Genomic DNA, 23,351 nt, shown 5'->3' with positions numbered 1-23,351 from the left:
CATATGGAATTAAATCCGCAGAGTCTTGAATGGAAGGACGCATATAAGCTGATGGTAGGCTCCATTCTGCCTCGTCCCATTGCGTTTGTTACTACTATAGATACAGATGGAAATGTCAATGCAGCTCCATTTAGCTTTTTTACTGCCATATGTGCAGATCCGATGCTTATTTGCTTTTCACCGATGCGAAGAGGGTCTGATGGCTCTAAGAAAGATACGCTTGCTAATATTGAAGCCACTAAGGAATTCGTTATTAACATAGTCAGTGAAGAATTTACTGAAAAAATGAATATATGTGCTGCAGATTATCCGGCTGGTACAGACGAACTGGGTGAAGCTGGTCTTGAAAAGGAAAAAAGTGCCGCTGTTAAGCCTCCTCGGGTAAAAGAATCAAAAGTCCATCTGGAATGCAGTCTTTACCAGGTACTTCACTTTGGAGAACATCCTGGTTCCGGAAGTCTCGTTATTGGAAAAGTGGAGCATGTGCATGTTGCGGAAGAGCTTTATGAAAATGGAAGGATTAATTCTGAAAAGCTGAAGCCTGTTGGCCGGATGGCAGGACATATTTACACGAGGCCAATGACTGATGTATTTGAATTGATCCGAAAAACGGACCCAAGGTGATACTATGAAATTCATAACCTTTCAAAAACCTGATGGATCCATAAGAGCTGGCTGGCTGAAGAATGAGGAGTATGCGGTCGATATGCATGAAGCCACCAATGGTGTTCTTCCAAAAACAATGCTTGATTTTCTTGAAAATCATGAGTTTTTTATGGAATACCTATCTTCAAGCTCTAAACTGAAGAATACTGATAGAGGAGTTTATCCTTTATCTGACGTTAAATTAATGGCACCACTGCCAAATCCAAAAAGCTTTCGGGATTTCTATGCTTTCGAAGAACACGTAAAAACGGCAAGAGCCAACCGCGGACTTGATATGATTCCCGAATGGTATGAAATCCCTGTATTTTATTTTTCTAACCATCTGAGCATTAAGGGGCCGAATGAAGAGATTTCGCCTCCTAAGGATTGCCAATGGCTTGATTACGAACTCGAAATTGCCTGTATCATCGGTAAAGAAGGAAAGGATATAAAAGCTGGTGAAGCAGATGATTATATTTTCGGATATTGCATCTTAAATGACTGGAGTGCAAGAGATATTCAGCGAAAAGAAATGAAGGTAGGCCTTGGTCCAGCTAAAGGGAAAGATTTTGCCTCATCAATCGGACCGTATATCGTGACAAAGGATGAGCTTGAGAATTTCCGTGTTGAAAATGGGTATGATTTTCTCATGACCGCTAAAGTTAATGGAACTCTTTTATCAGAGGGGAATATGCAGGATATCTATTATTCCTTTTATGAAATGATTGAACGGGCTTCTGACGGTGTAACCCTCTGCCCAGGTGAAATGATCGGCTCTGGAACAGTAGGAAGCGGCTGCATACTTGAGCTTGGCACTGATGTTCACCGCTGGCTGAAGCCGGGAGATGAAGTTGAGCTTGAGATTGCCAATCTCGGAATTTTAAAAAATCGCATAGCAAATGAGTGAGGTGGAAATATGTTTTATCGCCAAATGGGGAGAATTCCGCACAAACGCCATACGACATTTAAAAAATCGGATGGAACCTTATTCAGGGAACAGGTAATGGGGACAAAAGGTTTTTCCGGCACCCAATCGATTCTTTATCATCACTATATGCCGACAGAAGTAGCACGAACAGAGCTGATGGGAAAATATGTTCCTGAGTATGAAGATCAGGACAGCTTAAAGCATAGGCATTTGTTTACAGATCAAATTGAAAAAAAAGGGGATGCACTGTCAGCAAGGGAATATCTGCTCGGGAATGATGACCTTTTAATAGGCACCATTAATATTACAGAGCCGATGAAAAGCTTTTACCGGAATGGCGATGGGGATGAGATGCTCTATATTCACTATGGAACAGGTAAAATTGAGACTATGTTCGGAACTTTAACCTATCGGCCAGGAGATTATGTCATTATTCCTATCGGCACTATTTATCGGGTGATTCCGGACAAAGAGCAGCTGACTAAAGTGCTCCTGGTGGAGTCATTCAGCCAAATTACAACTCCTAGAAGATATCGGAATGAGTATGGGCAGCTGCTTGAACATAGTCCATTCTGTGAACGGGATATCCGGGGACCGGAGAAACTGGAAACATATAATCAAAGAGGAGAATATGAAGTTATCACGAAAACCAGGGGATACTTGCATTCTCACATTCTAAACCACCATCCTCTTGATGTGGAGGGCTGGGACGGTTATTTGTATCCATGGGTCTTTAATATAGAAGACTTTGAACCGATTACCGGAAGGGTGCATCAGCCTCCGCCGGTTCATCAGACATTTGAAGGACATAACTTTGTTGTGTGTTCCTTTGTTCCCAGATTATATGATTACCATCCGGATGCCATTCCTGCCCCTTACTATCACAGCAATGTGAACAGTGATGAGCTTCTATATTATGTGGAAGGCAATTTCATGAGCAGGAAAGGGATTAGAGAAGGATCCATTACGCTTCATCCAAGTGGTATTCCACATGGGCCTCACCCCGGAAAAACAGAAGCCAGCATCGGGAAAAAGGAAACACTTGAGCTTGCTGTTATGATTGATACATTTAAGCCATTAAAACTGGTGAAAAACGCTAAACTAATTGAAGATGAAAATTACATGTTTACATGGGTTGAATAGAAAAAAGCACTTTTCTTTTGGAGAGTGCTTTTTAGCTTGCGTTTTGCCATATAATGGCCAGAGTCCCTTCACCGGCATGGGCAGCGATAGTGGAGCTAATATCACCAATGAAAATATCGAGGCGCGGAAAATGAAATTGTATTTGTTCAGCCAGTTCCTCCGCTTTGTCGGGTGCATTTCCATGCATGATTTGAACCTGAGGAATGGTATGGTTTTCATATGAATTCTCAAGCAATTCTATCATTCTCTTAATTGCTTTATTTTCTGAACGAACTTTATCAAACAGTTCAAACTCCCCGTGCTGGTTAATGCGGATAATGGGCTTTATATTTAATATGCTTCCAAGCAGGTATTGTGTTCCTGACATCCTGCCGCCTTTATAAAATTGCTCAAGGCTTCCCAGCAATATATAGTTCTCGGATTTGTCTGTCTCACTTTGCAGAATATCAGCAATTTTATGCTCCGGCATATCATTTTCAGCAAGCTTTAATCCTTTATTGATCAATGATGTAATGGCAAAAGACATACATTTGGAATCGACTGTGAAGATAGGGAAACCTGCCAATTCTGCTCCCGTTATACAGCTATTTAACGTGCCGCTTAGCCTGCTGGATACATGAACAGCAACAGCAGCATTATATTCAGGCTTCAATGATTCAAAAAGTTCAGCAAATTTTCCTGCCGAGGGCTGTGAAGTTTTAGGAACTTCTTTCCCATTCCGAATCCGGCTGTACAGCTGATCAGTATTTAAATCGATGCCATCTTCGAAGGACTCCTCACCGAATCTAATGGAAAGAGGAACCACATAAACGTCAGGATGATCCAGCAGCTCCTTAGTAACATAGGCTGTGCTGTCAGTGATCCAGGCAATTTTCTTTTTTGTCATAGATGTTTTAATTCCTTTGTCTATTATTTTAGAATAAAATGAACCGCTTCCATTATTGAAAACTCCCTCATTATACATGAACAGACCATTACCTGTATTGCTTTTTTGTGATCCATTAATAGGAAAAATGCCGAGTATATCAGTTACACCTCTATATCGAGCATATATAGGTAAATAAGAATCTTTTGTGAACAATATTTAAACCTGGTAAAAAGGGCTCCTGAAATGAAAACTCCCCTGCGTGGCAGGGGAGTATGATTTATTGACCTATAACATTTAAACTGTAAATTGAAATTAAAAAACTTTCGTAGTCCAATCCTCACAATTCCAGATATCGGTCGCAATTTCCCGATAGAAATCTGGTTCGTGGGATACCATCAGGATACTTCCGCGATATGCCTTTAAAGCACGCTTTAATTCTTCTTTTGCATCCACATCCAAGTGGTTTGTAGGTTCGTCCAGAATTAATAAATTCGTTTCTGTATTTAAAATTTTACACAATCGAACTTTTGCTTTTTCGCCGCCTGAAAGGACTTCCACTTTACTTTCAATATGTTTCGTCGTTAGTCCGCACTTTGCAAGAGCAGCACGAACTTCAGCCTGATTCATACTTGGAAACTCGCTCCAGATTTCTTCAATACAAGTGTTGTAGTTAGACTCTTTAACTTCCTGCTCGAAATAACCGATGTATTGATATTCACCGCGCTCCACTTTCCCGGAAATAGGATTGATCAATCCGAGGATACTTTTTAAAAGAGTAGACTTACCAATACCGTTAGCACCAACGAATGCAATTTTTTGTCCGCGTTCCATTTTCAAATTAAGAGGGCGGGAAAGAGGTTCATTGTATCCAATAACAAGATCTTCAGTCGTGAAAATCCATCTGCTGGCTGCACGAGCTTCTTTGAAATGAAACTCCGGCTTCGGCTTTTCTCTCCCCAATTCAATAATTTCCATCTTGTCGAGCTTCTTTTGACGGGACATCGCCATATTACGAGTTGCAACACTTGCCTTGTTGCGGGCAACGAAATCCTTTAAATTGGCAATTTCTTGTTGTTGACGCTTGTATGCAGCCTCCAGCTGCTGCTTTTTCATTTCATATACATTTAAGAAGTTATCATAGTCGCCAACATAGCGATTCAATTCCTGATTTTCCATGTGATAGATCAAGTTAACAACGCTGTTTAAGAATGGAATATCATGAGAAATTAAGATAAATGCATTCTCATATTCCTGTAAATAGCGCTTCAGCCATTCGATATGCTGTTCATCTAAATAGTTTGTAGGCTCATCCAGTAATAGGATTTCAGGCTTTTCCAGCAAAAGCTTAGCCAGTAAAACCTTGGTACGCTGTCCGCCGCTAAGATCATCGATATCACGATCAAGTCCAACGTCGTCTAGTCCGAGGCCGCGGGCAACTTCCTCAACTTTTGAATTAATTTGATAGAAATCATTACTATCTAAAGTTTCTTGCAGCTCTCCAACTTCTGCGAGTAATGCATCGATATCTGCACCCTCATCACCCATTTTTGCATAAAGTTCATTGATTTCTGCTTCAGCATCAAAAAGATATTGAAACGCAGTGCTCAAAGCCTCACGCATCGTAGTGCCTTTTTTCAGGACAGCATGCTGATCTAAATATCCAACACGAACTTTTCGTGACCACTCCACTTTGCCCTCGTCAGGCTGCAGCTTACCGGTAACAATATTCATGAAGGTAGACTTACCCTCACCATTTGCCCCTACCAGTCCAACATGCTCACCTTTTAAAAGCCGAAAAGACACATCATTGAAAATCGCACGATCACCAAAACCGTGGCTTAAATTTTGTACATTTAATACGCTCATTTTTTTACCCCTTATCTAATATTCCATGTGGATATCTTACTAGATTTAGACTGTTTTTTCTATCTAAAGTTATATCTTGTGATAAATCCACTTCAATTTCTGGAATAAAAATGAAGTTTGTTCAATCTTAATAAGATCTATATTAATGCTGAATATTGATTTTATGGCAATAAAATAACCGAGAAGAATCCTGCTAAACTTAGGGAATCCAAATAATTCCATGTAATAAAACGGAATTTACAAATCAGGGAACCGTGATTGGTCGTTTTTATATCCTCGCACCATTCTTAGCGGCTCTTTGTTAAAAGATATTTGTTTTTTTGTTTATGAATTGGGCCCGTTGAATTCCGCTCCAGGCACTTGCTTTCCGCGGAGAGGAATGCGAGCCTCCTCGGCTTCGCATGCGGGGGCTCACACTTCCCTCTCCTCCCGCAGGACATTGAATAAGCTCCTTCGAATGAACACCGCACGAAGAAAATGCGTCAGCATTTTCGAGGATCAAATGCCCACAGCGAAGATCAACCCAGCAAATTATACAAAGTTATGATAAAACAACAAACTTTACGATAACAGTCTTCTTAATTATTTAACCACAGAAAAAAGCCATCATTATCATAATCATAAAGATTCATGATATCGTCCGTTTATTGCTGCTGATTCATTATTCCTCCTCTTAACTGAAATGGGCAGGGGACAAACCAGACTTGATCCAGGATAACATGGGACTAATCAGGATGGCTATGGCGGAAGGAGTGTTGGGGATCAGCAAGCAGGTGGGACAATAACACCTTCACCTAAAAAAGGGTGCCAATTAGATTATTGGCACCCTTTGATATTTATTGTTCACTTAACCCCTTGGGGAACTGCAAGGCCAAGACCTTTAGCAATTCGTGTGCCATAATCAGGATCCGCTTTAAAGAAATGCTGAATCTGGCGAATCTTAATTTCTTCTTTTTCTACTGGCTTCATGGCTGCAACAATGTTTGCCACAAGACGAGAGCGTTCCTCTTCACTCATTAAACGGTATAGATCACCGGCTTGTGTGTAGTGGTCATTATGATCATATGCAACGCTTTCAGCTAAACCGGATACAGGGTATGCAGCCTGCTTATGCTCAGGTGCTTCTGTTGGTCCTCCAAAGCTGTTTGGCTCGTAATAAACAGAACCGCCGCCGTTGTTGTCAAAGCGCATCTGGCCGTCACGCTGATAGTTTTGCACTTCATTTTTAGGACGGTTGATTGGCAGCATCTGATGGTTTGCACCTACGCGGTAGCGGTGTGCATCATGGTAGGCAAACAGACGGCCCTGAAGCATTTTATCAGGCGACACATCAATTCCGGGTACCAGAGTTCCAGGTGAGAAGGTTGCCTGCTCTACTTCAGCAAAGTAGTTTTCGGGATTTCTATTGAGAACCATACGTCCTACTTCGATTAATGGGTAATCTTTTTGTGACCATACTTTGGTGACATCGAACGGGTCGAAACGGTACGTATTTGCATCCTCAAGAGGCATAATTTGTACACAAAGCTTCCAGGAAGGGTAGTCTCCATTCTCAATTGCATTGAATAAGTCTTCCGTATGGTAGTCCGGATTTTCGCCAGCTATTTTAGCTGCAGCTTCAGGACTGAGGTTTTTAATACCTTGCTCTGTTTTAAAGTGATATTTCACCCAGACGCCTTCGCCTTTATCATTAACCCACTTGAAGGTATGGCTTCCAAAACCATGCATATGTCTTAAAGTTGCAGGAATACCGCGGTCGGACATTAAGATGGTTACCTGATGAAGTGATTCTGGTGACAAGGACCAGAAATCCCAAACAGCAGTCGGGTTTTTCAGATGTGTCTTAGGATCACGCTTCTGTGTATGAATAAAGTCAGGGAACTTGATGGCATCCCTAATAAAGAATACAGGCGTGTTGTTTCCTACAAGATCGTAGTTTCCTTCTTCTGTATAGAACTTAACAGCAAAGCCGCGCGGATCGCGTACTGTATCAGCAGAGCCCAGTTCACCCGCAACAGTTGAAAAACGGACAAACAAAGGCGTTTTCTTACCTACCTTTGATAGAAATGCAGCTTTAGTATATTTAGTGAGGTCATTTGTAACTTCAAAATAACCATGTGCACCGGCACCTTTAGCATGAACAACACGCTCGGGCACACGTTCTCTATTAAAATGGGCGAGTTTTTCCAGCAGGTGTACATCCTGAATCAGTGTTGGCCCTCTTGAGCCTGCAGTCATTGAATTTTGATTGTCGCCAACCGGCGCGCCCCAGCTTGTAGTCAGATTATTCTTTATTGTCATTCAAAAATCACCTCATAAAAGTTTAATAACTTGCTTATGATCTCAATGATAACACTTCTCAAAGTAAAATCAATACTTTTTTATAATAATTATAAATAAATATAAGTTATTAGGAAATATACGCTTTAATAAAGGCAGCAGAAAGCTTGTTTGAAAAGGCGTTACTATATTTATATTTTCGTTTTTTCCTAAAAGAACCTGTTTTTCGAAAGAGGGGAGAGGGAGGAGGGGAACTGAAACACAAAAAAACGGACGGTTTGGACCGCCCGTTTTTTTAGCTGATATTTTCCCTTATGATTGGCATGCTCATGCATCTTGGGCCGCCACGGCCTCTTGAAAGCTCTGAGCTGAGAATTTCGATGACTTCAACCCCATTCTGCCGGAGGACGTCGTTTGAGACATAGTTTCGATCGTATGTCACAACAACACCAGGAGAAATTGCGAGTGTATTGGAGCCGTCGTTCCATTGTTCACGAGCCGATGCAATCGGGCAGCCACCTCCACAAGGGATTAACACCAATTCATTAAGATGAAGCACTTCTTTCAATGTTTCTTTTAGTGAGTTTTTCTCTGTTATTCTAAGCCTATCAGAATTATTCTCCTGTTCCAGGATGTAAATCTTCATACTGCCATCTCTGTCTTCAATAGCAGGGTGGTAGGTGAATTTATCATGATCAATCATAGTGAAAACTGTATCCAGGTGCATGAATGCGCGAATCTTAGGGATTTCAACTGCCACAACCTTTTTAATGGCATCCTGTCGGGAGAATAACTCCCGTGCAAGTTTTTCAATCCCTTGTGCAGAAGTTCTTGCACTAACACCGATGGCGACCACTTCTTCACTTAAAATCAGCTCATCTCCGCCTTCAAGAGAGTACAAATCATCACGCTTAAAGTAAGCAGGAATCTCATGTTTATTAAAACGCGGGTGATGATTCATGATGCAGTCCATAAAAATGGATTCCCTTCTCCTGGCAGGCTCATGCATTCGATTAATCGTAATGCCCTCACCTATAACCGCAGCCGGATCCCGTGTAAAATAGAGGTTCGGCATCGGGTCCAGATAAAAAGGGTAATGGTCCGGCATCATTTCATGAAGATGAATTTTCTTATCCTGATCAATATCCGATTTAACAACACCAGCCATCACTTTCTTAACCAGTTCATCAGGCGAAAGAGATAAGAGAAACTCTTTCACTGTTTCGTAGGATCCATTAATATTTTCCAGACTTTCCCTTAAGACCTTTTCAATAAACGCCAATCTTGGCTCGTCTTCCTGTATGGATTCTGTCATTAATTTATCGAGATATAAGACTTCAATTCCGCGGTTGCTTAAAATATTGGCGAAATAATCATGTTCTTTTTGAATGGCAGGCAAAAATGGAATGTCATCGAATAAAAGTCTTTTCAAATATTGGGGTGTGAGATTTTCTATTTCCTTACCCGGCCTATGCAGAAGGACCGTCTTTAATTCTCCTATTTCTGAAGTTACATTTAACGGATGTTTCATTATAATAAATACCTCCAAAGGCTTATCAGCCTGACCTATTGTTCTATTTATGATTGGTTCCCTGTGCAGTCATAGAGTAAACAGATCAATTAGGTGTATATTTATACAATCGCGCTTAATATGCAGTAAATTTTTTCGGAATAATAGGGGAAACTGATTATTGAAATTCTAATAGAAAATCTGTCCTTCATAAGTGTACAAATTAAAAAAATGTGTTAAAGTATTAATTGAAAAAACCTTTACATAGCTGTATTTGTTTAATGAAATAATGTCCACTCTAAAAATACAGTTGTATATGAGTTGGCGACATTCAATAAAAATGTACTGGGGGATACTGATATGACCAGCAAAATTTTAGATGCTTTTTTACAGGAAAACCTGGAGGATTTAAAAGATAGAGGACTTTACAACGTAATCGATCCTCTTGAGAGCCCAAATGGACCTACAATTAAAATCAGCGGAAGAGAACTAATCAACCTTTCATCCAATAACTATCTTGGCTTGGCAACTGATGAAAGACTAAAAAAGGCCGCAAATGAAGCAATTGAAAAATATGGGGTTGGAGCAGGTGCGGTCCGTACAATAAATGGAACGCTTGAACTTCACACAAAGCTTGAAGAAAAACTGGCTGAGTTCAAACATACAGAAGCAGCTATTGCATACCAGTCTGGATTTAATTGTAACATGGCAGCTATTTCTGCTGTCATGGATAAAAATGATGCCATTTTGTCTGATGAGCTGAATCATGCCTCCATTATTGACGGATGCCGTTTATCCAAAGCGAAGATTATTCGTGTAAACCATTCTGATATGGAAGATTTAAGAGCAAAAGCAAAGGAAGCGAAAGAATCCGGATTATATAACAAAATTATGGTTATTACGGACGGTGTCTTCTCGATGGATGGGGATGTAGCAAAACTTCCAGAGATTGTAGAAATTGCAGAAGAGTTCGATCTCATCACTTATGTGGATGATGCCCATGGTTCGGGTGTTCTTGGAAAAGGAGCAGGCACTGTTAAGCACTTCGGCCTTTCCGACAAAATCGATTTCCAAATCGGCACACTTTCAAAAGCGATTGGAGTTGTTGGGGGATATGTTGCCGGTAAAAAAGATTTGATTGATTGGCTGAAAGTACGCAGCAGACCATTCCTATTCTCCACATCTTTAACACCTGCAGATGTTGCAGCAAGCACGAAAGCTATTGAACTGCTAATGGAAAGCACAGAACTGAATGAAAAGCTATGGGAAAATGCCAACTACCTTAAGGACGGGCTGCAAAAATTAGGCTTTGATATTGGCGACAGCGAAACACCAATTACTCCATGTATTGTTGGGGATGAAGTAAAAACACAGGAATTCAGCAAAAAGCTCAATGAAGAAGGCGTTTATGCAAAATCAATCGTCTTCCCGACTGTCCCTAGGGGAACTGGCCGTGTCAGAAACATGCCATCTGCAGCGCATACGAAAGAAATGCTGGATCAGGCCATTGCAATTTATGAAAGAGTTGGCAGGGAAATGGGTATTATTTAAGTTCGTTTAGATATAGAAACACAATTAAGGCAAAGAGGAAACGTTGGAGGAATATGATGAAACGGATTATGATAACTGGAGCTTTAGGTCAAATCGGCTCTGAACTAACCTTGAAATTAAGAGAAATCTATGGAACGGATAATGTTATTGCAACAGACATCAGAAAAAATGACTCTGAGGCTGCCAATTCAGGACCATTTGAAATGGTTGACGTTACAGATGCAAAATCAATGCTGGATACAGCTAAGAAGTATAATGTAGATACAGTTATTCATATGGCTGCTCTATTATCGGCTACAGCTGAGGCTAACCCTGTATTTGCATGGAATTTAAATATGGGCGGGTTAATGAATGCACTTGAAACTGCAAGAGAGTGCAATGCACAATTCTTTACGCCAAGCTCCATTGGCGCATTTGGGCCTTCAACGCCTAAAGACAACACTCCACAGGATACTATTCACCGCCCAACTACGATGTATGGAGTGAATAAGGTTGCAGGCGAATTGCTTTCAGATTATTACTATCACAAGTTTGGCGTGGATACTAGAGGCTTAAGGTTTCCTGGGTTAATTTCCTATGTAACTCCTCCAGGGGGCGGAACGACTGATTACGCAGTTGAGATTTATTATGAAGCCATAACAAATGGCCGCTACACATCATACATCGACAAGGGCACATATATGGATATGATGTATATGCCTGATGCGTTAAATGCCATTGTTGATTTAATGGAAGCTGATGCAGATAAACTGATCCACCGCAACTCCTTTAATGTAACTGCCATGAGTTTTGAACCTGAACAGATTGCAGCTGAGATCAGAAAGCATATTCCTGGATTTGAAATTTCATATAAAGTGGATCCTGTGCGCCAGTCGATTGCAGACAGCTGGCCGAATTCAATTGATGCTTCTGCCGCTAAAGAAGAGTGGGGATTTAAAGCTGACTTTGATTTAGCTAAAATGACTGCTGACATGCTTGATAAATTAAGAACTAAATTATGATAAAGTAAAAAGGGACAGCGGCTGGCTGTCCCTTTTATAATTTAATATTGAAATGTTCACGGAGAAACGCCTCTTTTTCCTCCTGGGTTAGTTCATATTTTTCTTTTGTGCCTTCTTCAGATTTGGTGACTGTTAATCCTGAGAGCGTAACACGGCCTTTCTTTGTCGCAATAGTAGCAAGGTCACCATGTGTAAAATGGGATTCAGGTGAAGTCTGATTGAAAGAACAGGCATCATCAAAATCAATCAGCTGCCTTGGCTTATCTGAAAAACGGTAAAGAATTCTCCATTCATCATTTTCGAGCCTTTGAAGATCATATATACCTCCCGCCACTCTGATCCTGTAAGTTCCGCTTACATCTGTTTTTTCCTCACCTGTTAATGGCAATGGCTGCCTGACAGAATCTCCAAATCCAACATCCACTAAATAAGGAACTCGGTTTAGATAAACCAATATGGCTGCATGGGAATCTTCTCTGACCCATCCATTCGGCTTTTTGACAGTGCAAGATATAAGATGCGAATAAAATCCAAGTTCTGACAGAAGCTGCTGAAAAAGACCGTTTAATTCATAGCAAAAGCCTCCCCGGCTTCTTTCGAGAATTTTTTCATAAAACACATTCGTGTCAAGCACAATGGGAATTTTTCTAGTTACATCCAAATTCTCAAAAGGAATATTGTGCATATGACTGCTCTGAAGTTCTTTCAAAAATTCAAGCCCCAGTTCACGTTCATCCGATACGCCAATGCGTTTTAAGTATTTTTTTGTATCCATAAGATCACTCCATATTATTATTGGTTTAGAAAAAACCAGTTTGCAGTAAGGAAGCAGTTATACTAAAATGTCATTATATTAACATTTTAGCAAATTACACACGGGGGTTAAAAAATATGACTTACGAAGTAACTGTTGAATTTTGCATGATGTGAAACTATGCACCAAAAGCCGCGAGTTTCGCGGAAGAACTCTTCACACATTTTCGCTCTGAAATCACAAAAATGGAACTGGTTCCAAGTAAGGGCGGAGCTTTTGAAGTGACAGTAAATGGAGTTAAGCTATATTCTAAGCTTGATACTGGCATTTTTCCAAAAACGAATGCCATTATTGAAAAGATGCAGGGATAAACTGCCAAACCTTCTCCAAGCGGAGAAGGTTTTTTTCTGAACCATAACAATATTATGTAAACAAAGGGTAAAAGGCTACCTCATTCTCAGTATTTCAATTGATGATTATATCTCTATTGCATCCCGGACCCGCTTCATTTTTATTTATGAAAATCTCTAATACCTCATTTGCAAAATCTGCACTTACCTTTTTATTTATAACTGAGAAAGGAAGCTTAACTTTTCGCATGCACGGCTGGCATCGCAGGCTTACTTCTGTGTCATATATTTTAGCAGCCTTGATGATTACGCTGTCTTCTTTTAAGGAAACGGTTACATCTTTAGATGCACATCCCGTTAAAAGGGCCTCAACGATTATCTGCGCCTCCGTGTCGTATAAGTCGATGCGGAATGTGATCTGATCCAAATACGAGGAAAGCGGGTCCAGGTAAAAATCCTCCATCCATTTTTCCAATTCAGCCAAATTAAACGGATGGAGTTCTTCCTTTTTGTTCAAATTCAAAACCCCCTTGTTTCATTCTATAGTATTCATTACATGCAAAATAGTGAAAAATGATATAATAACGGGGCAAATGCTGGAGGGATTTTATGAAAAGTATAGTCAGAAATATTTCACCGGTGCACGAACTGCAAAAAGACCGGCGTTTTACTCTTTTAATGAAACAGTATGAGCTTGACTTTATACATACAACCAACATGCTGAAAGAGGTAATCTCTGATATAAGGAATACGATTCTTGCCGGGAAATGGACCGGTGAGGAGCCGGGTACGGAAAAGTTTACAGATCTTATATTTCAAAAATCAGAAGAGGTCATTAAAGCTCGTTATGGATATACCCTTAAAAGGGTTATTAATGCCACTGGCACTATTCTTCACACTAATCTTGGCCGGGCGCGGTTAAGCAAATCTGCAGGAGATCATATGCTTGAAGTTGCCATGAACTATTCCAATTTGGAGTATAGCCTGGGTGAAGGAGAACGGGGATCCAGGCATAGTCACCTGGAAAATCTGATCAAAGAGCTTACAGGTGCAGAAGCAGCTATGGCAGTCAATAATAATGCTGCTGCTGTTTATATCATACTAAGAGCCCTGGCGGCAGAAAAGGAAGTTATCGTTTCACGCGGTCAGCTTGTTGAAATCGGAGGCTCCTTCAGGGTATCAAGCATAATGGAAGAGAGCGGGGCCAGGCTTATAGAAGTCGGAACTACGAATAAAACCCATCTGGAAGATTATGAAAAAGTGATAAATGAAGATACAGCCATGATTATGAAGGTGCACACGAGCAATTTTAAGATTATTGGTTTTACGAAAGAAGTTGGCACAGAAGAACTTGCCCGCTTATCAAAAGAAAAAAACCTGATATTTTATGAAGATCTGGGAAGTGGTGCACTATTTGATTTCAAAAGCAAAGGAATCGGAGATGAACCGGCAGTCAGCGATGTGTTAACAATGGGGGCAGATATCGTTTCTTTTAGCGGGGACAAGCTTTTGGGAGGTCCCCAGGCAGGCATTATTGCCGGAAGGAAGGACTTAATCGAAAAGCTGAAAAAACATCAGCTGGCCCGTGTTCTCAGAGTTGATAAAATGACAATTGCTGCTCTCGAAGGCACGCTTATTGATTACTTAAAAGGAGAAGAGGGTCTTCGAAATATTCCGGTAGTCCATGATTTGCTGGTGACCAGTGATGAACTTAAAGTGAGAACAGCTCAATTCCTTAACAAATTACAAGCTGCCGGAAACGATTACGATTGTTCAATGAGAGAAAATACAGGGCGGGTAGGAGGAGGCACGATGCCAGAAGTAGAGCTTTCGTCCTGGATTGCCGTTTTAAAGCACAGACATTATTCAGCAGATCATATCGCACGCCAGTTAAGGATTGATTCCTCCATAATCGTCAGGATTCAAAAGGAAGAAGTTCTGATTGATCTGCGGACAGTAACTGCCAGTGAAGAGGACACCATTATAAACGCCTTAAACGCTATTTAATTTAAAGCAGCTGCCTGATGAGGAGGCAGCTGCCTTTTCTTTATATTTACATGTCATGGTGTGAATTATGTTTTTGTCTGGTGTGGTTGCGATTTTTTACTTTCTTTGAACCGCTTAATGGTTCAGGCTGTCCATCATTGTTATGTCCTTTAGGTGCATTTTTTCGCATGTCTTTGCCATTGTTTTTGTTCAATTGAAGTCCTCCTCGGGATAATAGGATGTTTCTACCGCTCCAGGCAGCTGAATATCCTGCCGTCTTAATGAAAAAAGATACAGGGTGAAATTCACCCTCACCTCATGTGTTAGTTTGTCTCTTTTCCATTGAAATTTGCCTTGCAAATTGTGGCTGAATATCAAGACTTCCTGCTGTGTGATTTGCGGAATATTTTTAGAGGCTATTGCGCAATTTAATGGTACAAATTTTATTAGGAGTGAAAAAGTATGCCATATCATAAAGATAAACAGCAGGCATTTCAGGCTGCACAGCAGGGGATGGAAGATGCACAGGAGCTTTATGCTGAAATTGTAAGAGACTCCGCAAGTTACGGCCATCAGCTAAAACATCTTAAGCAGGAAGTAAATGAAGCATATGCTCAAATTGAAAATGCTATGGAAGTTGCATCTGACCATCAGCGTGCACAGCTGGAGAAATTCCAGCAAGATTTAAGGTCCATGGTTGAGGATGTAAACCAATACTAAAAATGTACCCGGCTGCAGTTCAGCCGGGTATTATCATTTATTGATTCTTCTTGCGTTTTTTATTATTTTGCTTTTGCGCTTCTGTTAATGGTTCATTGGCATATTCCTCATTATATCCCGCGCCCATGCCCTGTCCTTTGGCAGCGTTCATACCCTCAATAATATGATTAGACTTTCTTTTAGCCATAGTCAATCACCTCCCTGGTACTATTTTTCCTTGGATATTGTCAATTTATGTTGTTTTTTAGGACAAGCAGAATTCCTTTTTCGTTTTTGCAGAATAATAACTAAGGAATAATGGAATTTCCTTACTAATTGAAAAATACTTTCAATTACACCGTTTAAGAGGCTTTATGAGGTAAATAAAAATTTATGATAAGAAAAACTTATCAAAAACAATAACTTTCTTGTTATTTACTTATATAGCAGGTTGTATTAATATAGGAATTGTGAGAAAAGTAAGGATGGACGAAAATTCAAACTTTTCGACAATTACCTAACACTTGGTATATGATGTTTATTGAAAGAGGGGGTAATACATTTGGCAAAGAACGATGTGTTCAATTCCCGCAAATCCTTTGATCTGGACGGGAAGCGCTATCATTACTATCATTTAGGTGCTCTGGAAGAAGCTGGAGTAGGTAAGGTTTCAAAACTGCCATATTCTATTAAGGTATTATTGGAATCAGTACTTCGTCAATACGACGGCCGTGTAATCACAAAAGAGCATGTTGAAAACCTGGCAAAATGGGGAACTTCTGAAGTAAAAGAAGTAGATGTTCCTTTTAAACCATCACGTGTAATTCTGCAGGACTTCACTGGAGTTCCGGCAGTAGTTGACCTTGCTTCATTGCGTAAGGCAATGGCTGACATGGGTGGGGATCCTGACAAAATTAATCCTGAGAAGCCAGTTGATCTGGTTATTGACCACTCTGTACAGGTAGATAAGTATGGAACACCAGATTCACTTGAAGCTAACATGGAGCTCGAGTTTGAGCGAAATGCAGAGCGTTACCAATTCTTGAGCTGGGCACAAAAAGCATTTGACAACTATCGTGCAGTTCCGCCTGCTACAGGTATTGTTCACCAGGTAAACCTTGAGTTCTTAGCGAATGTTGTTCATGCACTTGAAACAACTGAAGGCGATTACGAAACTTTCCCAGATACTCTTGTAGGAACTGACTCCCATACAACCATGATTAACGGTATCGGCGTTCTTGGATGGGGTGTAGGAGGCATTGAAGCTGAAGCAGGCATGCTGGGCCAGCCTTCATATTTCCCTGTTCCTGAAGTTGTAGGGGTAAAGCTTACTGGTGAGCTTCCTAACGGAACTACAGCTACTGACCTTGCATTGAAAGTAACCCAAGTACTGCGCAGCCAGGGTGTAGTTGGCAAGTTTGTAGAATTCTTCGGCCCTGGTGTCACACAGCTTCCATTGGCTGACCGCGCTACAATTGCTAACATGGCACCGGAATACGGAGCGACTTGCGGATTCTTCCCTGTTGATGCGGAAGCTCTTGATTACATGCGCCTGACTGGACGTCCTGAAGAGCAAATTAAGATTGTAGAAAAATACTGCAAAGAAAATGGAATGTTCTTTGATCCATCTCTTGAGCCAGTATATACAAATGTAGTTGAAATCAATCTTTCCGAAATCGAAGCGAATCTCTCAGGTCCTAAGCGTCCGCAGGATTTAATTCCGCTTTCAGCTATGAAAAAGGAATTCAATGATGCGATTACTGCTCCACAAGGAAACCAGGGCTTCGGCTTGGATAAGAAGGAAATCGACAAAGAAATCACTGTTGAATTTGCAAATGGAGATTCAACCAAGATGAAAACAGGTGCAGTTGCTATTGCAGCAATCACCAGCTGTACAAATACTTCAAACCCTTACGTTTTAGTTGGGGCAGGTTTAGTGGCTAAAAAGGCAGTTGAACTTGGAATGGAAGTTCCTAAGTTCGTGAAAACTTCCTTGGCTCCGGGATCTAAGGTTGTTACTGGATACCTGCGTGATTCAGGACTTCTTCCATACATGGAACAGCTTGGATTTAACCTTGTAGGTTACGGCTGTACAACATGTATCGGAAACTCAGGTCCATTAAGAGAAGAAATCGAAAAGGCTGTAGCTGAAAGCGATCTTCTTGTAACATCTGTTCTTTCCGGTAACCGTAACTTTGAAGGACGTATCCACCCGCTTGTAAAAGCTAACTACCTGGCTTCACCGCCATTAGTAGTCGCGTATGCACTGGCAGGAACAGTCGATATCGATCTTCAAAAAGAGCCAATCGGAAAAGACAAGAATGGCAATGATGTCTTCTTTAACGATATTTGGCCATCTACTGCTGAAGTAAATGAAGTGGTTAAACAGACCGTTACACCTGAATTGTTCCGAAAAGAATATGAACATGTATTTGATGACAACGCACGCTGGAATCAAATTCAAACAAGCAATGAGCCTTTATATTCATTTGATGACAACTCAACATATATCCAGAACCCTCCGTTCTTTGAAGGCTTAACTCCTAATGCTGATGAAGTTAAACCTTTATCAGGATTGCGTGTTGTCGGCAAGTTCGGTGATTCTGTAACAACTGACCATATTTCTCCGGCAGGTGCGATCGGCAAAGATACGCCAGCAGGAAAATACCTCCGTGAGAACGGTGTAGAACCACGTGATTTTAACTCTTATGGATCCCGCCGCGGTAACCATGAGGTTATGATGCGCGGTACATTTGCGAACATCCGTATCCGCAACCAAATTGCACCAGGCACAGAAGGCGGATTCACAACTTACTGGCCTACTGGCGAAGTTACATCTATCTATGATGCTTGCATGAAGTACAAAGAAGATGGTACTGGCTTAGTTGTTCTTGCCGGCAAAGACTATGGAATGGGATCTTCCCGTGACTGGGCTGCAAAAGGTACGAACCTGCTGGGCATTAAAACAGTTATTGCTGAAAGCTATGAGCGTATCCACCGTTCTAACCTTGTTCTAATGGGTGTTCTTCCACTTCAGTTCAAGGAAGGCGAAAGTGCAGAAACTCTTGGCTTGTCAGGAAAAGAAACAATCGATGTTCAAATCGATGAAAATGTTAGACCACGTGACTTTGTTAAAGTTACAGCTACAGATGAAAACGGCAACCAGACTACATTCGAAGTTCTTGTCCGTTTCGATTCTGAAGTTGAAATCGACTACTACCGTCATGGCGGAATCCTGCAAATGGTTCTTCGTGATAAATTGGCTAACTAATTTAACCTGCCGCTATGTGCTTGCTCACATAGCGGTTTTTATTTACAATATACAGGCTCAGATATCTTAAATGGGGGGCTGAAGTTGGGTGCTTTTTTGGCTGGACCATTAATAGTGAAGTATGAATGGGTATTGATCCTGCTCTCATGTATTATTGCTTTTTTTACGATAGCAATAGTATTTAGAGACAACGCGGAATTTAAAAAGATCTTTCAGAATGTCCTATTCAATTCAATTCTTACCAGCTTTTTTACTTATAAATTTAGTTTAATTCTTTTTCAAACAGAAAGTATTATAACCAGCCCTTTAAGTATTTTATATTTATCAGGAGGAAGCAAAGGAGCCACTTTAGGGTTTTTATTTTCACTTATCTATTGGGTTAGGGAATTTAAAAAATACAATTATCCGCTCAGAAATTGGCTAGATGGAATTGTTTACGGATCTGTCACATTTATGCTGTCTTACTGGCTGCTCAGGACCTTATTATTTTTGCTTTTCTAGGTTAAAATACAATTGAGTAAGCAAAAGGCTTGAATAGCTGGGAGGGAAAACAGCATGTTCAAAAAAATGTTCGCAGCTTCTGTGTTATTAATTATTATTACCGCTATTTTTGCTGTACAGGCGGTTGAAAAAGATGAAGTTGAAAGCCATCCAGTTAATCAAACAGGGTTAGCGATTGGCTTGAAAGCCCCAGACTTTGAATTGAAGAATCTTCAGGGGGAAACAGTAAAACTCTCAGATTTTAAAGGGAAAAAAGTGATGTTAAACTTTTGGGCGACATGGTGTCCTCCATGCAAAGCGGAGATGCCTGAAATTCAGAAATTTTACACCCAAAAGGGAGACGCTGTTGCTATATTGGCAGTGAATATTGATCCTCAGTCGGATGTGGCAGGCTTTGCTGATAAAATGCGTGTGAACTTTCCAATTTTACTCGATGTGGACGAAAAAGCCTCTAATGATTATCAAATAATAACGATACCTACCACTTTTTTTATTGATGAAAAAGGGATTATCCGGAATAAATATTTAAGTGCGATGTCCCTGGAACTAATGAACCAGTATATAGAAGAAATGTAGAAAAACATTTGCTTAAAGCAGATGTTTTTTTATTTAGGTTTATCTCAAGCTAATAGGGGGAAATTTACAATAGGACTAATGTTTTCTGAATATTTAAGCATTACTCATGAACCAAATGAACTTTTTTCACATAGGTTGGGTATATGCGGATTAAATTTTCAAAAAGTTGTAATAATTTAAAGGGTTTCTGGAGATAATTATTGTTACAATGTTATTAAAGGAAGGTGAAAGATTTATGAGAAAGCCTAGAAAACGCTCCTTTGCTGAATTAGTACTAGAAAATAAACGCCAGTTGCTTAAAGATCAAGATGCTATGGAGAAAATCGAAGAGCGTCTCGAACTTAAGCGATTAAACAAGGCTGAATAGAATTACTTGCCAATTATGAAACCCTCTTCAAATGCACAAACTTTATATGAGGAGGGATATAAGTGAGTAATCCAAAAAGACACCCTAATCATTTCAATCCAAACCATATTGGTACACAATCACGCGGATTTGGCGGCAACAAAGGCAAGAAAATGCAGGACAAATCCGGAGAGCATGCTCAAGTAATCCAAACTAAAGGTGAATAATTGAAAGTAAAACCTGCCATTTATATAGACGGCAGGTTCTTTTGTTTCCTGCAAATTCTATTTTTCAGGCAAGCAACCCACACTTTTCCGCCAATATTTTTCTTGTTCCTTCACAAACTAAATTTGTACCATCACCTAACATAGGGAGGAATAAACCATGGCACATAACAGACCTAATCCAGATGACCGCAGCGATAACGTTGAAAAGCTACAATCCATGATCGTTCATACAATTGAGAATATGGACGAAGCTGAAGAATCAATGAAGTATGCAAATGCTGAAGATCTTGCCAGAATTGAAGCTAAAAATGAACGCCGCCGCGAAAGTATCGAATCTTTCCGTTCAGAAATAAAGGATGAATATCAGGCACAGCAAAACGGCAATAGCAGCGAGAAGAATAATTATTAATTTCTCAAGACCTAATCAAATGTGATTAGGTCTTTTCCTTTAGTGTGAAGGAGCGCATTCTTATAGATAATTATTGAAATATGGTAAGATAAGTTGAGGAAACTAAGAAGAAGAAGTGATAATTGATGAAACAGCAAAATAGACCGGCAGTATCAGCAGACATTAAGGCTGGCCATTGGAAGAATGAGCTTGACCAATACGGATACATACAAAATGAAGCTGAGCTGTTAGATGTAATTAAGAATATGAGTGAAGAATCAGATCCTGCCCTGCTATCTGAATTATTGGCAATGGCTGCTATCTCCCGGTTAAACAAGAATAGCGATGATACACTCGCATGTGCATGGCTGCAGAAAGCAGTTGAACTGGACTCCGGCAATACTATGGCAGCAGCCCAATTAGGGAAATCTGAATGGAAAAATAAAGGCAATCTTCTTGAAACCCTGACGTTTCCCCCAATTCGGGAAACCGATAACAGGGCAGCAAAAAAGAAGACCGCTGAGCAATTTATTGAAATTTGCAGAAGTTTTATCAACAAATCAGATGATGAGCTTGAAGACCTGCAGAAAAAGCAGGTTGCCTATGAGGATGAGGAATACCGGAAGCTCACTGAAATACTTGAAAAAGCTATTGAAGAAACAGCTTCTCTTTTAAAAGCATCTGAAGAATATGAGCAATCTATTTCGGGTGTTTTTCATACTTCAACTTATTACACTGATATGAAAAAGCACTTAAATGCCATTAACAGACTTAAAAATGAATGGAAAGAGATTTTTGAATCTGAGGCTGAGCAATTTGATTTACCAAAGGATCCACTTGATGAACTTAATGAAATGGTTGGGCTGCAATCGGTCAAAAGCAGAGTTCATGACTTTTACCGATTCTTAAAATATCAAAACGAACGGAAGTCGCTTGGATTTCAGACCAAAGATGCACTCAGCCTCAATATGATACTAACCGGGAATCCAGGTACAGGCAAAACGACTATCGCCCGTCTTTTGGCAAAGATTTATCATAGCCTTGGGGTTTTGCCGCGGGAAGAAGTAATCGAAGCTGATCGGTCACAGCTGGTAGGCGGATTTGTGGGGCAAACAGAGGAAAATGTCAGGGCGGCTGTTGAAAAGGCAATCGGCGGAGTACTGTTCATTGATGAGGCATACAGCCTAAAACGTGAGGGACAGTCCGGCAGTGACTATGGACAAACTGCCATTGATACTCTGGTTTCGCTGATGACGGGGACTGAATATGGGGGAAAGTTTGCTGTTATAATGGCCGGTTATCCAGAAGAGATGAGACAATTTCTGGACAGCAATCCTGGTCTCCGCAGCCGTTTCCCGGAGTCTAACTTTATAGCCCTGCCGGATTATTCCAATGAAGAGCTGCTGCAGATTGCTGAAAAGCTGTCCTCTGATAATGATTATGTCCTTACGCAAGGGGCTAAGCAGGAACTGGGTAAACGAATTGAAAAAGAGCGTGTTGATGACACATTCGGAAATGCCAGGACTGTCAGAAATATTGTGCTGGATGCGATTTTCAGAAAAGGATCTCAAGCAAAGAATAACGAAAACATCATGTCATATACACTGTTGGAAAAAGAAGATTTTGAAGGTGAAGAAGAAGAAAAGCTGATAAATCCTCAGGACCAGCTTGACCGCCTGATCGGACTTGAAACAGTTAAAACAGAAGTTCAAAACCTGGTGGCCTTTGTTAAAATACAGCAGATGCGCCGTGAAAAAGATCTCCCGGTTATCCCGATCCAGCTCCATTCAGTATTTACAGGTAATCCGGGGACAGGAAAAACAACTGTAGCAAAGATCTATGCAGAATTGCTGAAAGAATGCGGATTCTTGAAACGCGGACATTTGATTGTTGCAAGCCGTGCTGATTTTGTAGCCGGCTATGTTGGCCAGACTGCTATCAAAACAAAGAAGAAGATAAGAGAGGCATTAGGCGGCGTGCTATTCATCGATGAGGCATATTCACTCCTTTCACAGACATCAGGAGATTTTGGCAAAGAAGTCATTGATACGTTAGTGGATGAAATGACAAAGCATAATGAAAACCTTATCGTTGTTTTGGCTGGATACCCGAATGAAATGGAGAAGCTAATGTCAAGTAATCCGGGGTTAAAGTCCCGCTTCAAAAAGTTCTTTCATTTCAAGGATTATTCAACTGCGGAGCTCCTCGAAATAATTATTTCGTATACTGGAAAATATGAATACACTCTAACAGAGGAAGCAAAGGACTACCTTAACAGCACTTTATCAAGGATTGAGGTTAACGGGAATGGACGGTTTGCCGCCAATCTTGCTGATGAGGCCATTCAGGCGCAGGCCATGAGAATGGTTTCAGCACTTGATGAGGATATTGAGCAGGTCAGCACTTTGGAGAAGGCGGATTTCGAACTTGCATTAAATAAAATAAGCAAAGGGGAATAGAG

General features: G+C 40.5%; 21 protein-coding genes and 1 pseudogene. 14 read left to right on the top strand and 8 right to left on the bottom strand.

Going from position 1 to position 23,351, the window contains the following annotated elements; all coding sequences use genetic code 11:
* Positions 1–3: 3 nt before the first annotated feature.
* Genes NSQ49_RS01840 through NSQ49_RS01830 form a run of 3 tightly spaced genes read left to right on the top strand, consistent with a single transcriptional unit; the run spans position 4 to position 2,716 of the window.
* Positions 4–624, top strand: a complete 621-nt coding sequence (locus tag NSQ49_RS01840) for a flavin reductase family protein (protein ID WP_251283776.1) — start codon at positions 4–6, stop codon at positions 622–624.
* Between the two features lie 4 nt (positions 625–628).
* On the top strand, positions 629–1,552 hold the full coding sequence (locus NSQ49_RS01835) for a fumarylacetoacetate hydrolase family protein (RefSeq protein ID WP_159869420.1): 924 nt from the start codon (positions 629–631) through the stop codon (positions 1,550–1,552).
* Positions 1,553–1,561: 9 nt separating this feature from the next.
* Positions 1,562–2,716 (top strand): homogentisate 1,2-dioxygenase, encoded by a 1,155-nt coding sequence (locus tag NSQ49_RS01830; RefSeq protein ID WP_159869423.1) that lies wholly within the window; start codon positions 1,562–1,564, stop codon positions 2,714–2,716.
* Between the two features lie 31 nt (positions 2,717–2,747).
* Here the strand turns inward: NSQ49_RS01830 and NSQ49_RS01825 are convergent, their stop codons facing one another.
* The 4 genes from NSQ49_RS01825 to arcA all read right to left on the bottom strand — a co-directional run bounded on the left by NSQ49_RS01825 (position 2,748) and on the right by arcA (position 9,261).
* Entirely contained in the window at positions 2,748–3,602 is an 855-nt protein-coding gene (locus tag NSQ49_RS01825) for a DegV family protein (RefSeq protein WP_251283777.1), read from the bottom strand.
* A 294-nt stretch (positions 3,603–3,896) separates the two neighbouring features.
* Positions 3,897–5,450: an ABC-F family ATP-binding cassette domain-containing protein gene (locus tag NSQ49_RS01820; protein ID WP_159869429.1), complete on the bottom strand. Its 1,554-nt coding sequence runs from the start codon at positions 5,448–5,450 to the stop codon at positions 3,897–3,899.
* Between the two features lie 843 nt (positions 5,451–6,293).
* Positions 6,294–7,751: a catalase KatA gene (katA, locus tag NSQ49_RS01815; RefSeq protein ID WP_251283778.1), complete on the bottom strand. Its 1,458-nt coding sequence runs from the start codon at positions 7,749–7,751 to the stop codon at positions 6,294–6,296.
* A 274-nt stretch (positions 7,752–8,025) separates the two neighbouring features.
* Positions 8,026–9,261, bottom strand: a complete 1,236-nt coding sequence (arcA, locus tag NSQ49_RS01810; RefSeq protein ID WP_159867247.1) for an arginine deiminase — start codon at positions 9,259–9,261, stop codon at positions 8,026–8,028.
* 339 nt (positions 9,262–9,600) lie between these two features.
* On the opposite strand from arcA, the gene NSQ49_RS01805 reads away from it, so the two are divergent.
* Together NSQ49_RS01805 and NSQ49_RS01800 are read left to right on the top strand one after the other, a co-directional pair.
* Positions 9,601–10,791: a glycine C-acetyltransferase gene (locus tag NSQ49_RS01805; RefSeq protein WP_159867250.1), complete on the top strand. Its 1,191-nt coding sequence runs from the start codon at positions 9,601–9,603 to the stop codon at positions 10,789–10,791.
* A gap of 56 nt (positions 10,792–10,847) precedes the next feature.
* Positions 10,848–11,792 carry an L-threonine 3-dehydrogenase gene (locus NSQ49_RS01800; protein WP_251283779.1) on the top strand — a complete coding sequence of 315 codons (945 nt, stop codon included), beginning with the start codon at positions 10,848–10,850 and terminating at the stop codon, positions 11,790–11,792.
* A 34-nt stretch (positions 11,793–11,826) separates the two neighbouring features.
* Here the strand turns inward: NSQ49_RS01800 and NSQ49_RS01795 are convergent, their stop codons facing one another.
* Positions 11,827–12,567 (bottom strand): arylamine N-acetyltransferase family protein, encoded by a 741-nt coding sequence (locus NSQ49_RS01795; RefSeq protein WP_251283780.1) that lies wholly within the window; start codon positions 12,565–12,567, stop codon positions 11,827–11,829.
* Positions 12,568–12,734: 167 nt separating this feature from the next.
* Here NSQ49_RS01795 and NSQ49_RS01790 point away from each other — a divergent pair.
* Positions 12,735–12,917, top strand: a pseudogene (locus NSQ49_RS01790) (Rdx family protein); the annotation flags it as partial.
* 94 nt (positions 12,918–13,011) lie between these two features.
* On the opposite strand, the gene NSQ49_RS01785 reads toward NSQ49_RS01790, so the two are convergent.
* Positions 13,012–13,413, bottom strand: coding sequence for an Hsp20/alpha crystallin family protein (locus NSQ49_RS01785; protein ID WP_251283781.1), 402 nt, complete (start codon positions 13,411–13,413; stop codon positions 13,012–13,014).
* Positions 13,414–13,505: 92 nt separating this feature from the next.
* On the opposite strand from NSQ49_RS01785, the gene selA reads away from it, so the two are divergent.
* Entirely contained in the window at positions 13,506–14,903 is a 1,398-nt protein-coding gene (gene selA, locus NSQ49_RS01780) for an L-seryl-tRNA(Sec) selenium transferase (protein ID WP_251283782.1), read from the top strand.
* Positions 14,904–14,949: 46 nt separating this feature from the next.
* Here selA and NSQ49_RS01775 read toward each other — a convergent pair whose 3' ends face one another.
* A complete protein-coding gene (locus NSQ49_RS01775) occupies positions 14,950–15,096 on the bottom strand; it encodes a small acid-soluble spore protein P (protein ID WP_009334725.1) in 147 nt (48 codons plus the stop codon).
* Positions 15,097–15,344: 248 nt separating this feature from the next.
* On the opposite strand from NSQ49_RS01775, the gene NSQ49_RS01770 reads away from it, so the two are divergent.
* Positions 15,345–15,602: a hypothetical protein gene (locus tag NSQ49_RS01770; protein ID WP_159867262.1), complete on the top strand. Its 258-nt coding sequence runs from the start codon at positions 15,345–15,347 to the stop codon at positions 15,600–15,602.
* Positions 15,603–15,639: 37 nt separating this feature from the next.
* On the opposite strand, the gene sspO is transcribed toward NSQ49_RS01770, so the two are convergent.
* Positions 15,640–15,789, bottom strand: a complete 150-nt coding sequence (gene sspO / locus NSQ49_RS01765) for a small acid-soluble spore protein O (RefSeq protein ID WP_061790826.1) — start codon at positions 15,787–15,789, stop codon at positions 15,640–15,642.
* Between the two features lie 354 nt (positions 15,790–16,143).
* On the opposite strand from sspO, the gene acnA reads away from it, so the two are divergent.
* The 6 genes from acnA to NSQ49_RS01735 all read left to right on the top strand — a co-directional run bounded on the left by acnA (position 16,144) and on the right by NSQ49_RS01735 (position 23,349).
* Positions 16,144–18,852 carry an aconitate hydratase AcnA gene (gene acnA / locus NSQ49_RS01760; protein WP_159867265.1) on the top strand — a complete coding sequence of 903 codons (2,709 nt, stop codon included), beginning with the start codon at positions 16,144–16,146 and terminating at the stop codon, positions 18,850–18,852.
* A gap of 555 nt (positions 18,853–19,407) precedes the next feature.
* Positions 19,408–19,929 (top strand): peroxiredoxin family protein, encoded by a 522-nt coding sequence (locus tag NSQ49_RS01755; RefSeq protein ID WP_251283783.1) that lies wholly within the window; start codon positions 19,408–19,410, stop codon positions 19,927–19,929.
* A 235-nt stretch (positions 19,930–20,164) separates the two neighbouring features.
* A complete protein-coding gene (locus NSQ49_RS01750) occupies positions 20,165–20,296 on the top strand; it encodes an FbpB family small basic protein (protein WP_201306565.1) in 132 nt (43 codons plus the stop codon).
* A gap of 62 nt (positions 20,297–20,358) precedes the next feature.
* Positions 20,359–20,502 (top strand): acid-soluble spore protein N, encoded by a 144-nt coding sequence (locus NSQ49_RS01745; protein WP_159867271.1) that lies wholly within the window; start codon positions 20,359–20,361, stop codon positions 20,500–20,502.
* A gap of 157 nt (positions 20,503–20,659) precedes the next feature.
* A complete protein-coding gene (gene tlp / locus NSQ49_RS01740; protein WP_159867274.1) occupies positions 20,660–20,911 on the top strand; it encodes a small acid-soluble spore protein Tlp in 252 nt (83 codons plus the stop codon).
* Positions 20,912–21,036: 125 nt separating this feature from the next.
* Positions 21,037–23,349 carry an AAA family ATPase gene (locus NSQ49_RS01735; RefSeq protein WP_159867277.1) on the top strand — a complete coding sequence of 771 codons (2,313 nt, stop codon included), beginning with the start codon at positions 21,037–21,039 and terminating at the stop codon, positions 23,347–23,349.
* Positions 23,350–23,351 lie beyond the last annotated feature (2 nt).

The sequence above is a fragment of the Cytobacillus sp. FSL R5-0377 genome, assembly GCF_038004385.1.
Taxonomy (GTDB): Bacteria; Bacillota; Bacilli; order Bacillales; family Cytobacillaceae; genus Cytobacillus.
Note: the sequence above shows the minus strand (reverse complement) of the source record. Positions and strands in the feature narration are given on the sequence as shown.